Here is a 17,367-nt window from a genome sequence, read left to right as displayed (position 1 = left end):
GGGTGCATTGTCAACGACGAACGGCTCAGGCCTGCTCCAGTGCCCTGACCGCTGTGGCCCTACGCCAGATCAACCGGCCCAGGGTGATCAGCCAGTTGAGCGAGGCAACTGCCAGCACGGTGAGCAACAGCGTAGCCATGCCTTGCTCGACGATGATTTTCCCGGCCAGCAATGGAAAGCCGAACACGCCGATGAAGTACGACAGACTGAACAGCAGCAAGGATTGCGCGGTGGTGCCGTTCGGCGCTTCATTGGCGGCCAGGCCGTTGATCACCGAGTAGGTCAGGCCGTAGCCGATCCCAAGCATCACCGCCGCGAGCACGTAGCTGAAGCTGCTGTCGACGACAAAACCGAACATCACGATCGATGCCAGCATCAACCCCGAAAGCACGCACGACGCACGGAATGGATCGCGCTTGACCACGAAACCGGCAACCAGCATGCGGCCGCTGATCGCCGCGCTCATGAAACCGAGGAAGAACAGCGAATAGTCGAGTGAGTGCGCCGCCGCGTAACTGGTTTGAAAGCTCGACAGACCACCGAACACACAACCGCCGAGGCCAACCATGATGATCGGGAATACGGCCCTGGAGGACAGCACCTGAGCCGCTGCGCGCCAGGAGATCCGCGACACGCTGCCAGATTGCGCGGGCGCCGGTTTCAGTTGTCGATCCAGGCGCCAGAACAGCAATACGCCGATCAGGCTGGCCAGCGCTGCCAGATAAAACGCCGCGGTCACCGGGTAGCCGAGCACACTCGCCGCGCGGCCGAGCAACGGGCCGCTGCCGATCCCGGTCATCATGCTGCCGGACAGCAGGGCGAAGTATTTGGCGCGCTGCGCGGGTGTCACCAGACTCGCCACGATGATCGGCCCCAGGGTGTAGAACACGCCCCAGCCCAGGCCCAGCAGCAGCCCGAAAAACAGCAGCAGGTGACCGAAGCCCGGGGTCAGGGCGAAGCCCAGGCTGGCCGCCACCAGCAATACACCGAACAGCGCCACCGATCGGGCGGCGCCGAGCAGGTCGGACAAATGACCGGAAATAATCACCGCCGCAAAGGTGCTGAGCATCGCTGCCGAAATCACACTTCCGGCGTCGTGTTCGTTACCGCCGCGCGAACCAATCAGCAATGAGAGCAAAAACGTCGAACCGTAGGACAGCGACAACAGGTAACTGGCGAGGCAAAACAGGCCGAACAGCTTGCTTGAAACTGGAGGTGTTGCGGTAGACATGACGCGGTTCCTTGACCGGCTAGATGAGCAGCGCAGGTATCTAACCATGCAGTGACCGAATATTAGGTCCGAGGTTATCGATTCCAGGGTTAGTGTTGGCCGGAGTAAAGCTTCCAGACACTTTGCGGCGGATCAGTTTTTGTGGCGAGGGAGCCCCTCGCCACAAGTACCGCGTCGACTTAGTATGGCGTTTTCCACTTTTGACAAGGCACGTCCATGACGATCGAAATCCGCCCGGCGACCCCCAGTGACGCACCGCAAATCCTCGCGTTCATCACTGAACTGGCCGACTACGAACGTGCCCGCCATGAAGTCATCGCCAGCGTTGCCGATATCGAGCGCAGCCTGTTCAGCGAAGGCGCCACCGCCCATGGCCTGATCTGCCTGCGCGAGGGTGCACCCATCGGTTTCGCGGTGTTCTTCTTCAGCTATTCCACTTGGCTTGGCAGCAACTGCCTGTACCTCGAAGACCTCTACATCACCCCGGAACAGCGCGGCGGTGGCGCGGGAAAGACCCTGCTGCGGCACCTGGCGAAAATCGCCTGCGCCAATGATTGCGGGCGGTTCGAGTGGAGCGTGCTGGAGTGGAATACGCCGGCCATCGACTTCTACAAATCCCTGGGCGCGCAGCCGCAGGAGGAGTGGGTGCGCTATCGGATGGATGGGGCGGTGTTGCGGGATTTTGCAGCGGGTAACTGATCGCTTTTAAAAGATCGCAGCTTTCGGGCTGCGATTTTTTTGTCTTGTCTCATAATATGGGATTGATATTTATATATTGAGATTTGTCCCGTCTCAGGTTTATAGTCGCGCTCACTCACTGCCAAAAACCAGAACAGGTGAAGCGATGCAGGCGCAATTGATCGCGCTCGACTGGGGGACAACCTCATTACGTGCTTACAAACTGGCTGAAGACGGCCAAGTGCTCGAACAGCGTTCGCTGTCGTCGGGGATCATGCAACTGCCGAAAGCGCCGCGAATCATTGGCGGCCGGGAATGCGCCGATGGTTTCGAACTGGCCTTCGATGAGGCTTGCGGCAACTGGCTCGATGCCCAGCCGCATTTGCCGGTGATTGCCTGCGGCATGGTCGGCAGTGCCCAGGGCTGGAGCGAAGCGGCCTACCGCGACACACCGGCGAACGTCGCCACGCTCGGTACTTCCTTGCAAACCGTGCGCAGCCTGCGCGGCGTTGATGTACACATCGTGCCCGGCGTCATCGAGCGTTCGCCTTTGCCGAATGTGATGCGCGGTGAAGAAACCCAGGTGCTCGGCGTGCTGCAAAACCTGGCGAGCGAGGCGGGCGCTGATCTGCTGATCGGCCTGCCGGGCAGCCATTCGAAATGGGTGGAAGTGGCCGACGGCTGCATCATGCATTTCGATACTTTCATGACCGGCGAAGTCTTCGCTGTGCTCAGTCAACACAGCATTCTCGGACGCACCCAACAATGTGGTGCGTCTTTCGATGGCGATGCGTTTGATCGCGGCGTGAAGGTCGCGTTGTCGGCGGACGGTGAAATCGGTGCGCTGTCGACGATGTTCAGTGCCCGCAGTCTCGGGCTGACTGGTGTACTAAGCGCTGCGGCGCAAGCGGATTATCTGTCAGGCCTGCTGATAGGCCATGAACTGTCGGCCCTGGCCAGCGTTCAGCGGCGCCGGCGCAACAGTGTGCATCTGCCTTCGATCATCCTCATCGGCAACACCCAACTCTGTGCCCGCTACAGCCGTGCGCTCGACGCCTGCGGTTTTGCCCGGGTGATCCTGGCCGAACAGGCCACCGAACGCGGATTGTGGCAACTGGCACTGGCTGCCGGCCTGGTCACGTGCACCGCATCCCGTTAAACCTGACTGGAGTCCTGACATGCTCAAACAAGCCCTGGCGCAAAACGGCCTGATCGCGATCCTGCGTGGCCTGCGCCCGCAGGAAGCGGCGGCCATCGGCGAAGTCCTGTACGCCGCCGGATTTCGCGTCATCGAAGTGCCGCTCAATTCCCCTGAGCCGTACGAAAGTATCCGCATCCTGCGCAGTACCTTGCCCGCCGATTGCCTGATCGGTGCCGGCACGGTGTTGACGCCGGAGCAGGTCGAGCAAGTGAAAGCTGCGGGTGGCCAGGTGATCGTCATGCCCCATAGCGATCCGAAGGTCTTGCGCGCGGCGAAAGCGGCGGGCCTGTACCTGTCGCCGGGTGTCGCCACGCCGACCGAAGCCTTCGCGGCACTGGCGGAAGGCGCGGATGTGCTGAAGCTGTTCCCGGCCGAGCAGATGGGCCCGGCAGTCGTCAAAGCCTGGCTCGCCGTATTGCCTGCCGGGACCCTTCTGGCGCCGGTCGGCGGGATCACGCCAGACAACATGCAGTCGTTCATCGACGCTGGCGTCAAAGGTTTCGGCCTCGGTTCCGGCCTGTTCAAACCGGGCATGACGCCTGCGCAAGTGGCGGCCAATGCCAAGGCCTACGTCGCTGCCTGGAAAGCCCTTCGCTAAGACTTCTTTGAGCGCCGAGCGCGCTGCATCTAATAAGAGAGCCAAAAGATGAAAATCACCAAACTGACCACCTTCATCGTTCCGCCGCGCTGGTGCTTCCTCAAGGTCGAAACCGACGAGGGCGTCACCGGTTGGGGCGAGCCCGTGGTCGAAGGCCGCGCCCACACCGTTGCCGCTGCCGTTGAAGAATTGTCCGACTACCTGATCGGCAAAGACCCACGCAACATCGAAGACATCTGGACCGTGCTCTATCGCGGCGGCTTCTACCGTGGCGGTGCGATCCACATGAGCGCCCTGGCCGGTATCGACCAGGCCTTGTGGGACATCAAGGGCAAGGCGCTGGGTGTGTCGGTCAGCGACCTGCTGGGTGGTCAGGTGCGGGACAAGATCCGTGTGTATTCGTGGATCGGCGGCGACCGTCCGGCGGACACCGCGCGGGCGGCGAAAGAAGCGGTCGAGCGTGGTTTCACCGCGGTGAAAATGAATGGCACCGAAGAGCTGCAATTCCTCGACACTTTCGACAAGGTCGACCAGGCCCTGGCCAACGTCGCTGCCGTGCGCGATGCCGTCGGCCCGAACGTCGGCATAGGCGTGGACTTCCATGGTCGGGTGCACAAGCCCATGGCCAAGGTGCTGATGAAGGAGCTTGATCCGTACAAGCTGATGTTCATCGAAGAGCCGGTGCTGAGCGAAAACTACGAAGCGCTGAAAGAACTGGCGCCGCTGACCAGTACGCCGATTGCCCTGGGTGAGCGGCTGTTCTCGCGCTGGGATTTCAAGCGCGTGCTCAGCGAAGGTTATGTCGACATCATCCAGCCGGATGCGTCCCACGCCGGCGGCATCACCGAAACCCGCAAGATCGCCAACATGGCCGAAGCCTACGACGTGGCGCTGGCGCTGCATTGCCCGCTGGGCCCGATTGCCCTGGCGGCCTGCCTGCAACTGGACGCGGTTTGCTACAACGCGTTCATCCAGGAACAGAGCCTGGGCATCCACTACAACGAGAGCAATGACCTGCTCGACTACATCAAAGATCCACGGGTGTTCGACTACGACAAAGGCTTCGTGAAAATCCCGAACGGCCCGGGCCTGGGTATCGAGATCAACGAGGAGTACGTGATCGAACGCGCCGCCATCGGCCACCGCTGGCGCAACCCGATCTGGCGCCATGCCGATGGCAGTTTTGCCGAGTGGTGAGTTCTTCCTGACTCAACACAAATCTAATGTGGGAGCGGGCTTGCTCGCGAAGAGGTCAGCACATTCAACATAGATGTTGGCTGACACTCCGCTTTCGCGAGCAAGCCCGCTCCCACATTTGATCTCCATAGGTAGTGAGATCTGCGTTAACCCTGTTTACGACCTCAATAACCATAAGAAGAGGCACCCCTCATGCAACCGCAAACCCTCACCGGGCAGGCGTCGTTGGTGACGCCCAGCCGCAAGCGTTTTTTCATCATGGTGCTGTTGTTCATCACCGTGGTGATCAACTACCTGGACCGCAGCAACCTGTCGATTGCCGCCCCGGCATTGACCAGTGACCTGGGCATCGACCCGATCCACGTCGGCCTGATCTTCTCCGCGTTCGGCTGGACCTACGCCGCCATGCAGATCCCCGGCGGCTGGCTGGTGGACCGCGTGCCGCCACGGATTCTGTACAGCGTCGCCTTGCTGCTGTGGTCAGTGGCCACGGTGATGCTCGGCTTCGTCAGCAGCTTCATCGCGCTGTTCGTGTTGCGCATGGCCGTCGGTGCGCTGGAAGCACCGGCGTATCCGATCAACAGCCGCGTGGTCACCACCTGGTTCCCCGAGCGCGAGCGCGCCACGGCCATCGGTTTCTACACCTCCGGGCAGTTCGTCGGCCTGGCCTTCCTGACGCCGGTGCTGGCCTGGCTGCAGCACGAATTCGGCTGGCACATGGTGTTCGTCACCACCGGCGCGGTGGGCATTGTGTGGGCGGTGATCTGGTACGCGGTGTATCGCGAGCCGCGGGATTTCAAAGGCGCCAATGACGCAGAGATTGACCTGATCCGCGAGGGCGGCGGGCTGGTGGATATCCAGGCCGAACAGGCCAAGGTCAAAGCCAAGTTCAGCTGGACCGACTTGGGCATCGTCCTGACCAAGCGCAAGCTCTGGGGCATTTACCTCGGGCAGTTCTGCCTCAACTCGACCCTGTGGTTCTTTCTCACCTGGTTCCCGACGTACCTGGTGAAGTACCGCGGCATGGACTTCATCAAGTCCGGCCTGTTGGCGTCGCTGCCGTTTCTCGCGGCCTTTGTCGGCGTACTGTGTTCCGGTTTCTTCTCGGACTTTTTGATCCGTCGCGGGTACACGGTAGGCTTCGCCCGCAAGTTGCCGATCATCAGCGGTCTGCTGATTTCCACCTCGATCATCGGCGCCAACTTTGTCGAGTCGACGCCGCTGGTGATTGCCTTCCTCGCGCTGGCATTCTTCGGCAATGGCCTGGCTTCGATCACCTGGTCGCTGGTGTCGACCTTGGCCCCGGCGCGCTTGCTCGGGCTGACCGGCGGGGTGTTCAACTTCATCGGCAACCTGTCGGCGATTGCCACGCCTATCGTGATCGGTTTCCTCGCGACGGGTGATTCTTTTGCCCCGGCGATCACCTACATTTCGGTGCTGGCGTTGATCGGTGCACTTTCCTACATCTTGCTGGTGGGCAAGGTCGAGCGTATCAAGTTGTAGTCGTGGCCTGCGGGCGACCATAATGCCGCCCGTTCACTCGCTCAACGGTAAAGGCTGGATATGCAGGAAGACGCCCCAAAAATCGCCAAGGACGCCGCGCCGACCGGCACCCAGACCCTGCTTCGCGGGTTGGGTGTGGTTCATGCCGTGGCCAGCGGCGCCCGCGATCTCAAGGAAATCGCCCGGCTGATCGGCACCACGCGCAGCACCACCCATCGCCTGGCCAGTTGCCTGGTGGATGAGCGTTATCTGCGGGTGGTGCCACAAGTCGGTTATCTGCTGGGGCCGAAACTGATCGAGCTGGGCTTTCAGGCCCGTGAAGAGTTGCCGTTGGTGACCCTGGCCGGGCCGTATCTGGATGAGTTGTCGGCGTTGACCGGCGACACCATTCACCTGGCGATCCGTGAAGGCGACGAAGTGCTGTACCTGCACAAGAATCCGGGGCGCAATGGCCCGGAAATGCGTTCGCGGGTCGGCCATCGCATGCCGTTGGCGCGCACCGGGATCGGCAAGGCGCTGATGCTCGATGATTCGCCGCAAGAGTGGCAGCGCCTGTACGAAGTCAGCCTGCCGGTGGGTGGGAAAAACCAGTTCTGGCCGCAGCACCCTGAGCAGTCCTGGGAGCAGTTCGAGCAGCGCATGGCCGAGTACGTGGCCGGCGGCTACGCCTTCGACCTGGAAGACAACGAACCGTCGATCCGCTGCGTGGCGGCGCCGATCCGTGATGCCAGCAAGCGCATCGTCGCCGGCATCAGCATCGCCAGTACCGTGCCGTATATGCCGCTGGAAAAAATGGCCGAGCTGATTCCCCTGATCAAAGGGGTCACGGCCCGGCTGTCGGCGGAGCTTGGCCTTAAGGTTTAAACCTTGAGGGTCGCCATGTCGATGACGAAGCGGTACTTCACGTCACCGGCGATCATGCGGGCGTAAGCCTCGTTGATCTGGCGGATGTCGAGCATTTCGATGTCGCAGGTGATGTTGTGCTCGGCGCAGAAATCCAGCACTTCCTGGGTTTCTGCGATGCCGCCGATCAGCGAGCCGGCGAGCACGCGACGTCCCAATACCAGTTTGGCGGCATGTACCGGCGGCTCCACCGGTTCGATCAACCCCACCAGAATATGCACGCCGTCGAATCGCAGCGTATCGAGGTAAGGGTTGAGGTCGTGCTGCACCGGAATGGTGTCGAGCAGGAAGTCGAAGTGACCGGCGGCAGCCTGCATCTGCGCGTCATCGGTAGACACGATCACATGGTCCGCGCCCTGGCGGCGAGCCTCTTCGGCCTTGCTTGCCGAACGGGTGAACAGCGTCACTTCGGCGCCCATGGCCTTGGCGAACTTGATGCCCATGTGGCCCAGGCCACCCATGCCGAGAATCCCGACCTTGTCACCGGCCTTCACGCCGTAGTGCTTGAGCGGTGAGTAGGTGGTGATGCCGGCGCACAGGATCGGCGCGGCGCTGGCCGGGTCCAGTGACTCGGGGATACGCACCACAAAGTGCTCGCTGACCACGATGCTGTCGGAGTAGCCACCCATGGTGTTGCTGCCGTCGACCCGGTCCGGTGTGGCGTAGGTCAAGGTCGGGCCTTCGAGGCAGTATTGCTCCAGGTTGGCCTGGCAGGCTTCGCAGCTGCGGCACGAGTCGACCATGCAGCCAACACCGACCAAGTCGCCGACTTTGTGTTGGGTGACATTCGCACCGACGGTAGTAACTTTGCCTACGATTTCGTGGCCGGGCATCAGCGGGTAAACGGCAATGCCCCACTCGTTGCGGGCCTGATGGATGTCGGAATGGCAGACGCCGCAGTAGAGAATCTCGATGGCAACGTCGTCAGGCCTTGGGCTGCGACGTTCGAATTTCACGGGGGCGAGGGGAGTGGTGGCCGACTGGGCGGCGTATCCGATGGCGGTGTACATGGTGAACCTCGCAAGAGCGGTGACGGGTGAGGTGGCGCATTCTGGGCGCCGAACCCTGTACCGGCCATGGCGATTCCTCCGGGTGTCATGCCTATTCCTCCGGCATGCGGGTGTGAGCCGTCGCATTGGCCAGCGGATCTGCGATGATGCTTTTGTCCCTTTTTCCGTGATTTTTTTGTGAAGAGCTCCGATGTTGCTGACCCGTCATCTTGATGCCAATGCCACCCTGGTTTCGCTGATCGAACCGCTGTCCACTCGCGACGGTTTTGTCCCGACTGCCTTGCCAGGTGTGCAGGTTCTGCGGGCCAGTTGCGATGTGGCCCGTGGGCCGCAGATCTACGAGCCGAGCCTGGTGATCATCGCCCAGGGCAGCAAACTGGCGTATCTGGGGCCGCGCACCCTGGAATATGGCGCAGGGCACTACCTGATTCAGGCGCTGCCGGTGCCGTTCGAGTGTGAAACCTTTGCCGCGCCGGACGGGCCAATGCTGGGTGTTTCCGTTGCGATTGACCGGGTGATGCTGGGCGAACTGGTGTTGGCGATGGGCCTGGCGCCAGGGCGGCATATTCCGGCGCAAACGCCTGAGTCCATGACCTCGGCAGTGCTCGATGACGCCATGCGCGGTTGTGTCGAGCGGCTGTTGCGTTGCCTGCACGATCCGCTGGAATGCCAGATCATGGGGCAAGCGCGTTTGCGCGAATTGTTGTTCGTCGCATTACGTGGTCCGCAAGCCGATGTGTTGCGGGCGCTGGTTGAGCAGCAGGGGCAATTCGCCCGGATCGCGGCATCCCTCAGTCATCTGCATGCGCATTTTGCCGAACCGCTGAACGTCGAGACCCTGGCCAGTTGCGCGAACATGAGTGCGTCGACCTTTCACGAGCATTTCAAGCGCAGCACCTTGTTGTCGCCGGTGCAGTACCTGAAGCGATTGCGTCTGCTCAGGGCGCAGCAGTTGTTGGTGGGGGAGGGGCTGGGTGTGGCGCAAGTGGCGCATCGGGTGGGGTATCAGAGCACGTCGCAGTTCAGTCGCGAGTACAAGCGGTACTTCGAGCGTAATCCCGGAGACGAGCGCGCGGCCTGATCCACCAACTGACCCTGTGGGAGCGGGCTTGCTCGCGAAAGCGGTGGATCAGTCAATACAAGTGGTGAAGGATCAACCGCATTCGCGAGCAAGCCCGCTCCCACAATGGGTTTTGTGGTTTGGCTTGAATCGCACGCAACAAAAAGGCCCCCGTTTCGGGAGCCTTGATGTTCGCAGTTCGGCTTACATGTTCGGGTAAGTCGGGCCGCCAGCGCCTTCCGGTGCCACCCAGGTGATGTTCTGTGCAGGATCCTTGATGTCGCAGGTCTTGCAGTGAACGCAGTTCTGGGCGTTGATCTGGAAGCGCTTCTCGCCGTCTTCCATGGTGATCACTTCATACACGCCAGCCGGGCAGTAACGTTGTGCCGGCTCATCGTACAGCGGCAGGTTCTTGCTGATCGGGATGCTTGCATCGGCCAGCTTGAGGTGGCACGGTTGCTCTTCTTCGTGGTTGGTACCGGAGATGAACACCGAGCTCAATTTGTCGAAGCTGATCTTGCCGTCCGGTTTCGGGTAGTCGATTTTCTTGCAGTCGGCCGCCAGTTTCAGGCAAGCGTAATCCGGCTTGGTGTCGTGCAAGGTGAACGGCAGTTTGCCGCCGAAGATGTTCTGGTCGAGCCAGTTGAAACCGCCACCGACGATGGCGCCGAACTTGTGGATCGCCGGGCCGAAGTTGCGGCTGGCAAACAGTTCTTCGTAGAGCCAGCTGTTCTTGAACGCGTCGACGTAGGTGGTCAGCTCTTCGGTGCCATCCTTCTCGGCGAACAGAGCTTCAGCCACGGATTCAGCGGCGAGCATGCCGGACTTCATCGCGGTGTGGCTGCCTTTGATCTTGGCGAAGTTCAGGGTGCCGAGGTCGCAACCGATCAGCGCGCCACCCTTGAACACCATTTTCGGCAGCGAGTTCAGGCCGCCCTTGCTGATGGCACGTGCGCCGTAGCTGATGCGCTTGCCGCCTTCCAGGTACTGAGCAAGCACCGGGTGATGCTTGAGGCGCTGGAACTCGTCGAACGGCGACAGGTAGGTGTTGCTGTAGGACAGGTCGACGATCAGGCCGACAACCACCTGGTTGTTTTCCAGGTGATAGAGGAACGAGCCACCGGTGTTCTCGGTGCCCATGATGTCCATCGGCCAACCGGCGGTGTGCACCACCAGGCCTGGCTGGTGCTTGGCCGGGTCGACTTCCCAGATTTCTTTCAGGCCGATGCCGTAGTGCTGGGCATCAGCGTCGGTGTCCAGGTTGAAACGCTTGATCAGCTGCTTGCCGATGTGGCCACGGCAACCTTCGGCGAACAGCGTGTACTTGCCACGCAGTTCCATGCCCGGGGTGTACAGGCCTTCCTTCGGATTGCCTTCGCGGTCGACGCCGAGGTCGCCGGTGATGATCCCGCGAACCACGCCGTTTTCGTCGAACAGCGCTTCCTGAGCGGCGAAGCCCGGGTAGATTTCCACGCCCAGGTTCTCGGCCTGCTGGGCCAGCCAGCGGCACAGGTTGCCCAGGGAGATGATGTAGTTGCCTTCGTTGTGCATGGTCTTGGGCACAAAGAAGTCTGGAATTTTCTGCGCGCTTTCAGCGTTCTTGAGCACGAAGATGTCGTCGCGGGTCACCGGCGTGTTCAGCGGCGCGCCTAGTTCTTTCCAGTTCGGGAACAGTTCGTTCAGAGCCCGAGGTTCGAATACGGCACCGGACAGAATGTGAGCACCGACTTCGGAGCCTTTTTCGACCACGCAGACGCTGATTTCCTTACCGGCTTCGGCGGCCTTCTGCTTCAAGCGGCAGGCGGCGGAAAGACCAGCGGGGCCGGCACCGACGATGACCACGTCGAATTCCATGTATTCGCGTTCCACAGGTTATCTCCTACTCAAGGCTCAACAGTTTTTTTTCTAATTTGGAAGTCGGGTGTCGCATCCATGAATCCCGGAACAGCGCCGGGAGCGGACAATCGATTGACCACCTTTCTCTTTGTGTGGCGCATTATATCTACACCACTCTCAGCGTCCAATACAAACGTTTGTTTGAATTGGCTCAAAGCCAGAGAAATCAAAGTCACGCGCCTTATGAACGGCCATTTTGGCGTATTGACCGGAATAGGCGTTCCGGTCAAGATACGGGCGGTTTTGCGCTCGCCGTAGGCTGACTGTTGGTTTCAAGAGCACCTCTAAAGACAGGGCGATGGCAGTAGAGAGTGATGCGCTGCGCGGGTTTGATGTGCAGTTTACACGCCGCGATGTTGAATGACTCGTCAGTCACCACTGACGAACGGTCATTCAGATCATGAGCGATGGTCACTTGACAGCTTTGCCGGCGTTTTTGGAGGTGCCCTTGCGCCCGATGAGCATCAACCGCCAGGTTCGCCTAGGCGACTTTCTTTTCACCGGAGAGTAACGAGGAATCCATGAAGGTTCTTGTAGCTGTCAAACGCGTTGTGGATTACAACGTCAAGGTTCGCGTCAAGGCGGACAATTCCGGCGTCGATCTTGCCAACGTCAAGATGTCGATGAACCCGTTCTGCGAAATCGCCGTGGAAGAAGCCGTACGCCTGAAAGAGAAGGGTGTTGCGACTGAAATCGTCGTCGTCTCCGTAGGCCCGTCCACCGCTCAAGAGCAACTGCGCACCGCGCTGGCTCTGGGTGCCGACCGCGCCATCCTCGTCGAGTCCGCCGAAGACCTGACGTCCCTGGCTGTTGCCAAACTGTTGAAAGCTGTTGTCGACAAGGAACAGCCTCAGCTGGTGATCCTTGGCAAACAGGCCATCGACAGCGACAACAACCAGACTGGCCAGATGCTCGCTGCATTGAGCGGCTACGGTCAGGGCACGTTCGCGTCCAAAGTCGAAATCAGCGGCGACAGCGTAGCTGTCACCCGTGAAGTCGACGGCGGCGCGCAGACAGTTTCCCTGAAACTGCCGGCCATCGTCACCACCGACCTGCGTTTGAACGAGCCGCGCTACGCGTCTCTGCCAAACATCATGAAAGCCAAGAAGAAGCCTCTCGAAGTGCTGACTCCGGACGCTTTGGGCGTTTCCACCGCCTCCACCAACAAGACCCTGAAAGTCGAAGCGCCGGCTGCACGCAGCGCGGGTATCAAGGTCAAGTCGGTGGCTGAACTGGTCGAGAAACTGAAAAACGAAGCGAAGGTGCTTTGAGTTAAGGAGCCGAATCATGACTATCTTGGTAATCGCTGAACACGACGGCAAAGCAGTGGCCCCGGCCACGCTGAACACCGTGGCCGCTGCTGTCAAAATCGGCGGCGACGTGCACGTACTGGTTGCAGGTCAGGGCGTTGGCGCCGTGGCTGAAGCCGCTGCGAAAGTCGCTGGCGTGGCTAAAGTGCTGGTGGCCGACAACGCCGCCTACGCTCACCAGTTGCCGGAAAACGTTGCTCCGCTGGTAGCTGAGCTGGGCAAGGGCTACAGCCACATCCTGGCTGCCGCTACTTCCAACGGCAAAAACATCCTGCCGCGCGTTGCCGCAGCCCTGGACGTTGACCAGATCTCCGAGATCATCTCGGTAGAAAGCGCCGACACCTTCAAGCGTCCGATCTACGCCGGTAACGCCATCGCTACCGTTCAATCGAACGCTGCGGTCAAGGTGATCACCGTGCGTGCCACCGGTTTCGACCCGGTTGCAGCTGTTGGTGGTTCCGCTGCCGTTGAAGCCGTTGCTGCTGCCCACGACGCTGGCATCTCCAGCTTCGTTGGCGAAGAACTGGCCAAGTCCGATCGTCCGGAACTGACCGCTGCCAAGATCGTCGTTTCCGGCGGTCGCGGCATGCAGAACGGCGACAACTTCAAACACCTGTACGCCCTGGCCGACAAGCTGGGCGCTGCCGTCGGTGCATCGCGCGCCGCGGTCGACGCAGGTTTTGTTCCGAACGACATGCAGGTCGGTCAGACCGGCAAGATCGTTGCTCCACAGCTGTACATCGCCGTCGGTATCTCCGGCGCGATCCAGCACCTGGCCGGCATGAAAGACTCCAAAGTGATCGTTGCGATCAACAAGGACGAAGAAGCGCCGATCTTCCAGGTGGCCGATTATGGCCTGGTGGCGGACCTGTTCGAAGCCATCCCTGAGCTGGAGAAGCTGGTCTAATCCGGCTGCTTCACTTATAAAGAGCCCGGCCTTTTGGTCGGGCTTTTTTTTGCCTTTTTGTAGGAGCGAGCTTGCTCGCGATGGGTTCAAGGGCGCCGCGTTTATCCAGAATGAACACGTCATCGTTAACGACCATCGCGAGCTCGCTCCTACAGGTGTTACATCCAAGTGGAGTGAATTGCCATGGATCTGCGACTTGTGTGGAGCTTGCTGGGATTGACGCTATTGCCGGCGCTGTCTGTCGCCGCAGGCAAATGCGAACGCCTGGTGGTCACCGGCAGCCCGGATGCGCCACCGTACCTGTGGCAAGACCCGCAGAACCCCAAATACCTGATCGGTGCCAGCGCCGATTTACTGCAGCAAGTGGCGGGGGAGTTGGGGCTCAAGGTCGAACTGCTTTATGCCGGCAAACGCGCCCAGGCCCTGGACGAAGTGCGCAGCGGGCGCATGGACATGCTGGCGGACGCGACGTTGGCCGTCAGCGAGCTGGAAACCCTGGACTACATCCATCCACCCTTGCTGGAAAACGACTATCTGGTCTGGACTCGCAAGGACTCGGCGCTGGTCTACAACGAAGCGCAGGACCTGCACGGCCATCCCGGTGCTGTGTCGGAAAAGGCCCGATTGACCGCGCAATTCAGCAACTTTGCCGGACAGCAACTGAGCCTCACGCGCACGTCCAACCTGACCCAGGCCTTTCAGAAGCTGCTGTTGGGCGAGGTCGAATTTGTACTGGCAGGGCGTTACTCGGGCATGGCGACTGTACAGACACTGGGCATGGCTGGCGATCTGGTCGCGCGCTCGCAACCGATCGACAAGCCTGGCCTGTACCTGGCGATTTCCCATGACTCTGCCTGCAACGATCCATGGTTGCGCGGACAGTTGGCCAAAAAGATGACAGAATTGCCCGCGTCCGGACTGACGGAGGCCGTGCTGATGCGCAATATCGAGCGATGGAAAGCACAACGCTCACAACCACAGCCAAGCCCCCCGCAACAACCCGTCAGTACCCCAAAACAGTAAGGATTTTCAGTGAGTATTCGACCTCTTTTCGCTGCCGTGGCCTTTGTCGCCCTGGCGGGTTGTGCAACCGATCCTGCGCCGAATGAACAGATTCGCCTGACCGAACAGGCACTCGAGCAGGCCAAGGCCGTGGGCGCCACCGCCGACGATGTGCCGGAAATGAAACTGGCCGAAGACAAGTTCAATCGCGCCAAGGGCAACATGACCGATCAATCCTTCAAAAACGCACGCATGCGGGCCGAACAGGCCGAGCTCGATGCGCGTCTGGCTGAAGCCAAGGTGTTGACGGCCAAGAGCGAGGAACAGTTGAACGTGCTCAACACCCGCATCGCCCGCCTGCGCAAGCAACTGGGAGATGCCCAATGACTCTCAAGAGCAAAACCCTCGGTGGTTTGATCCTGGCAGGCTGCGCGAGCCTCTTTGGCTGCGTCAGCCAGCACAGCGAGACTGCGTTGCAGCAGGCTGGTGCCGACTTTCAGAAGGTCAAGGAAGACTCCAATGTGCTGCGAATCGCCCCCAAGGACGTTATTCGCGCCGGTGAGTCTCTGGCCCGCGCCGATCGCCTGTCCAGCTATTGGGGCAGTGGTTCGGACGTGGTGCATTACGCCTACCTGAGCCAGCGTTACAGCGCCATTGCCCGGGAACACACCAATCAGGTGCTCAACGAAGAGCAAGCGGCGAAACTCGAACTTGAACGGCAGCGACTGCAACTGGCACTGCGTGAATCCAAACTGTTCAGCGTGCAGCAGCAAGGCAAATGGCTCGAGGAGCAGATCCTCGCATTGACCACCAGCCAGACCGACCGTGGTCTGGTGATGACCTTGGGCGACATGCTGTTCGACACGGGCGAAGCGGAATTGAAACCGTCGGCCAACCGTGTGGTGTTGAAGATCGTGCAGTTCCTGCAACTCAACCCCAAGCGTGTGGTGCGGATCGAGGGTTATACGGACAGTACCGGGGGCAAGCAGGAAAACCTCAAGCTGTCCCGCGACCGCGCACAATCGGTGGCTGACGTGCTGATGGACCTGGGGGTCGACGACAAGCGTATCCAGGTCGAGGGTTATGGCGACGAGTATCCGGTGGACGCGAATGCGTCGGAACGGGGCCGAGCGCAGAATCGTCGGGTGGAAATTGTGTTTTCCGACGAAAAGGGCCAGCTCGGCGCTGCCCGCTAAGGGTTGCGTCGCTGGAAAACCCGGCCTGCCATGCAGTGCCGGGTTTTTTTTTGCCTGCCGATTACCGCACAAAACAGTACAGATTTTGCTGACACTGCACTGTACGGTCGACTATTGTGGCAACTGTTCCCGTACACTTCTAAACTGTTCCGGTATTGTTTCACACAAGAATAAAATGCCCGTGAAATCGAGTGCTGCGTCATGACCAACCTTTTGCTCTATCAACGTATTGCTCAACAACTGGCCGAAGACATCCGCCGTGGGGTCTATCAGCCGGGAGAGCGCGTGCCTTCGGTGCGCAAGATGAGCTCGCAGCTCAATGTCAGCCATGCGACGGTGTTGCAGGCGTATGCCAATCTCGAGGATCAGGGGCTGATCCGCGCCCGGCCGCAGTCGGGTTACTACGTGCACCAGACACCGGCACTCACTGCACCGACGCCGGACATCGCCCGGGTCGAGCGCCCCGGCCTGGTTACCCGCAGCAGCATCATTCAGCAAGTCCTGGTCGAGTCCCGTCGTGAAGGTGTCTTCCCGCTGGGCGCTGCGGTGCCGAGTGTCGACTATTTGCCGGTGCGGGCACTGCATCAGCAATTGGCCAAAGTCACCCGCTTCCATAGCCCGCGGGCCTTCAGCTACATGTTCAGCCCCGGTTTCGAGCCGTTGCGCCGACAGGTGGCGATCCGCATGCGCGATGCCGGCGTGGTCGTCGATCCGTCGGAAGTGGTGATCACCCACGGTTGCGTCGATGCGCTGCAGATGTCCTTGCGTGTGCTGACCCGTCCCGGTGATCTGATCGCGGCCGAATCGCCGACCTATTACGGGTTGCTGCAACTGGCCGATCTGTTGGGCCTCAAGGTCATCGAGATCCCCAGCGATCCCGCCACGGGCATGAGCCTGGAAGCCCTGCAACTGGCGGCCAACCAATGGTCGATCAAGGCGTTGGTGCTGACCACCCGTCTGAGCAATCCATTGGGCGGTACCATGCCGGAGGAGCGGCAGAAACAATTGCTGCGCCTGGCGTCGGACTTCGATATCCAGATTGTCGAAGACGATATCTACGGTGAGCTGATGTTCGAGCAGGGGCGCACCAAGTCCCTAAAGGCCTACGATCGGCTGGATCGGGTGATCTATTGCTCGAGCTTCTCCAAGACCCTGTCGCCTGGCGTGCGGATCGGCTGGATGATTGCCGGCAAGTACCAGCAGGAAATCCAGCGCTTGCAGACCTTCAGCACGCATTCCGCGTGCAGCGTGACCCAGATGGGCATTGCCGCGTATCTGGAAAATGGCGGGTACGACCGGCATTTGCGCTTCATCCGTCAGGAATACCGGAAAAACCTCAGTGCCTTCCAGTTGGCCGTGCAGCAGTATTTCCCGGAAGGCACGCAGATGACCCGGCCTACCGGTGGCTTCATTCTGTGGGTCAGTCTGCCGGGGCGGGTCAACACGCAAGAGTTGCACGTGCGGGCGTTGCAGCAGGGCATCAGTATTGCGCCGGGACTGATCTTCAGTAATACCGAGCAATTCAATCACTGCATCCGGCTCAATTGCGGCATCCCGTGGAACCGTGAAGCCGAGCGCGCTTTGATGACCCTGGGCATGCTGGCCACCCAACTCTGCCAGGAGATGGCTAGCGGTTTGTAACAGGCTGCTGCTGCGCTTGTCATGTGGGCTGCAA

The 17,367-nt window shown here is 60.5% G+C and carries 16 protein-coding genes; 13 read left to right on the top strand and 3 right to left on the bottom strand.

All coding sequences use genetic code 11. The features are described from left to right. Nucleotides 1-25: 25 nt before the first annotated feature. A complete protein-coding gene (locus AC3IT6_RS21570; protein WP_489352641.1) occupies nt 26-1,231 on the bottom strand; it encodes an MFS transporter in 1,206 nt (401 codons plus the stop codon). Between the two features lie 216 nt (nt 1,232-1,447). Here AC3IT6_RS21570 and AC3IT6_RS21565 point away from each other — a divergent pair, with 216 nt between their 5' ends. The 6 genes from AC3IT6_RS21565 (at nt 1,448) to AC3IT6_RS21540 (ending at nt 7,272) form a co-directional block, all read left to right on the top strand. After that, on the top strand, nt 1,448-1,930 hold the full coding sequence (locus tag AC3IT6_RS21565) for a GNAT family N-acetyltransferase (RefSeq protein ID WP_057713732.1): 483 nt from the start codon (nt 1,448-1,450) through the stop codon (nt 1,928-1,930). A 145-nt stretch (nt 1,931-2,075) separates the two neighbouring features. Further along, entirely contained in the window at nt 2,076-3,068 is a 993-nt protein-coding gene (locus AC3IT6_RS21560) for a 2-dehydro-3-deoxygalactonokinase (protein WP_489352639.1), read from the top strand. 19 nt (nt 3,069-3,087) lie between these two features. After that, the gene (locus AC3IT6_RS21555; RefSeq protein WP_150726205.1) at nt 3,088-3,708 is read left to right on the top strand and encodes a 2-dehydro-3-deoxy-6-phosphogalactonate aldolase; all 621 of its coding nucleotides are present in this window, start codon (nt 3,088-3,090) and stop codon (nt 3,706-3,708) included. Between the two features lie 48 nt (nt 3,709-3,756). Then, on the top strand, nt 3,757-4,905 hold the full coding sequence (dgoD, locus tag AC3IT6_RS21550) for a galactonate dehydratase (protein WP_489352637.1): 1,149 nt from the start codon (nt 3,757-3,759) through the stop codon (nt 4,903-4,905). Nucleotides 4,906-5,097: 192 nt separating this feature from the next. After that, nucleotides 5,098-6,408: an MFS transporter gene (locus AC3IT6_RS21545; protein ID WP_150753976.1), complete on the top strand. Its 1,311-nt coding sequence runs from the start codon at nt 5,098-5,100 to the stop codon at nt 6,406-6,408. A 60-nt stretch (nt 6,409-6,468) separates the two neighbouring features. Then, nucleotides 6,469-7,272 carry an IclR family transcriptional regulator gene (locus AC3IT6_RS21540; protein ID WP_489352634.1) on the top strand — a complete coding sequence of 268 codons (804 nt, stop codon included), beginning with the start codon at nt 6,469-6,471 and terminating at the stop codon, nt 7,270-7,272. Here the strand turns inward: AC3IT6_RS21540 and AC3IT6_RS21535 are convergent. Continuing rightward, on the bottom strand, nt 7,269-8,321 hold the full coding sequence (locus tag AC3IT6_RS21535; protein WP_489352632.1) for an NAD(P)-dependent alcohol dehydrogenase: 1,053 nt from the start codon (nt 8,319-8,321) through the stop codon (nt 7,269-7,271). The two genes, AC3IT6_RS21540 and AC3IT6_RS21535, sit on opposite strands and share 4 nt — an antisense overlap. Before the next feature lie 190 nt (nt 8,322-8,511). Here AC3IT6_RS21535 and AC3IT6_RS21530 point away from each other — a divergent pair, with 190 nt between their 5' ends. Next, nucleotides 8,512-9,402 carry an AraC family transcriptional regulator gene (locus tag AC3IT6_RS21530; RefSeq protein WP_150726208.1) on the top strand — a complete coding sequence of 297 codons (891 nt, stop codon included), beginning with the start codon at nt 8,512-8,514 and terminating at the stop codon, nt 9,400-9,402. 183 nt (nt 9,403-9,585) lie between these two features. On the opposite strand, the gene AC3IT6_RS21525 is transcribed toward AC3IT6_RS21530, so the two are convergent. Next, the gene (locus AC3IT6_RS21525) at nt 9,586-11,250 is read right to left on the bottom strand and encodes an electron transfer flavoprotein-ubiquinone oxidoreductase (protein WP_489352629.1); all 1,665 of its coding nucleotides are present in this window, start codon (nt 11,248-11,250) and stop codon (nt 9,586-9,588) included. Nucleotides 11,251-11,798: 548 nt separating this feature from the next. Here AC3IT6_RS21525 and AC3IT6_RS21520 point away from each other — a divergent pair. The 6 genes from AC3IT6_RS21520 (at nt 11,799) to AC3IT6_RS21495 (ending at nt 17,333) form a co-directional block, all read left to right on the top strand. After that, complete coding sequence (locus AC3IT6_RS21520; protein WP_150744440.1) at nt 11,799-12,548, top strand: electron transfer flavoprotein subunit beta/FixA family protein; 750 nt, start codon at nt 11,799-11,801, stop codon at nt 12,546-12,548. A gap of 16 nt (nt 12,549-12,564) precedes the next feature. After that, nucleotides 12,565-13,494 (top strand): electron transfer flavoprotein subunit alpha/FixB family protein, encoded by a 930-nt coding sequence (locus AC3IT6_RS21515; protein ID WP_489352626.1) that lies wholly within the window; start codon nt 12,565-12,567, stop codon nt 13,492-13,494. Between the two features lie 183 nt (nt 13,495-13,677). Further along, on the top strand, nt 13,678-14,517 hold the full coding sequence (locus AC3IT6_RS21510; protein ID WP_489352624.1) for a substrate-binding periplasmic protein: 840 nt from the start codon (nt 13,678-13,680) through the stop codon (nt 14,515-14,517). Between the two features lie 9 nt (nt 14,518-14,526). After that, nucleotides 14,527-14,883, top strand: a complete 357-nt coding sequence (locus tag AC3IT6_RS21505; protein WP_458370210.1) for a DUF4398 domain-containing protein — start codon at nt 14,527-14,529, stop codon at nt 14,881-14,883. Continuing rightward, the gene (locus AC3IT6_RS21500; protein ID WP_489352621.1) at nt 14,880-15,692 is read left to right on the top strand and encodes an OmpA family protein; all 813 of its coding nucleotides are present in this window, start codon (nt 14,880-14,882) and stop codon (nt 15,690-15,692) included. The genes AC3IT6_RS21505 and AC3IT6_RS21500 overlap by 4 nt, the downstream gene beginning before the upstream one ends. Before the next feature lie 201 nt (nt 15,693-15,893). Next, nucleotides 15,894-17,333 carry an aminotransferase-like domain-containing protein gene (locus AC3IT6_RS21495; RefSeq protein ID WP_347908207.1) on the top strand — a complete coding sequence of 480 codons (1,440 nt, stop codon included), beginning with the start codon at nt 15,894-15,896 and terminating at the stop codon, nt 17,331-17,333. Nucleotides 17,334-17,367: the final 34 nt, after the last annotated feature.

This window comes from Pseudomonas sp. KH_017 (genome assembly GCF_057840285.1).
This window is presented reverse-complemented; position numbering and strand designations above follow the sequence as displayed.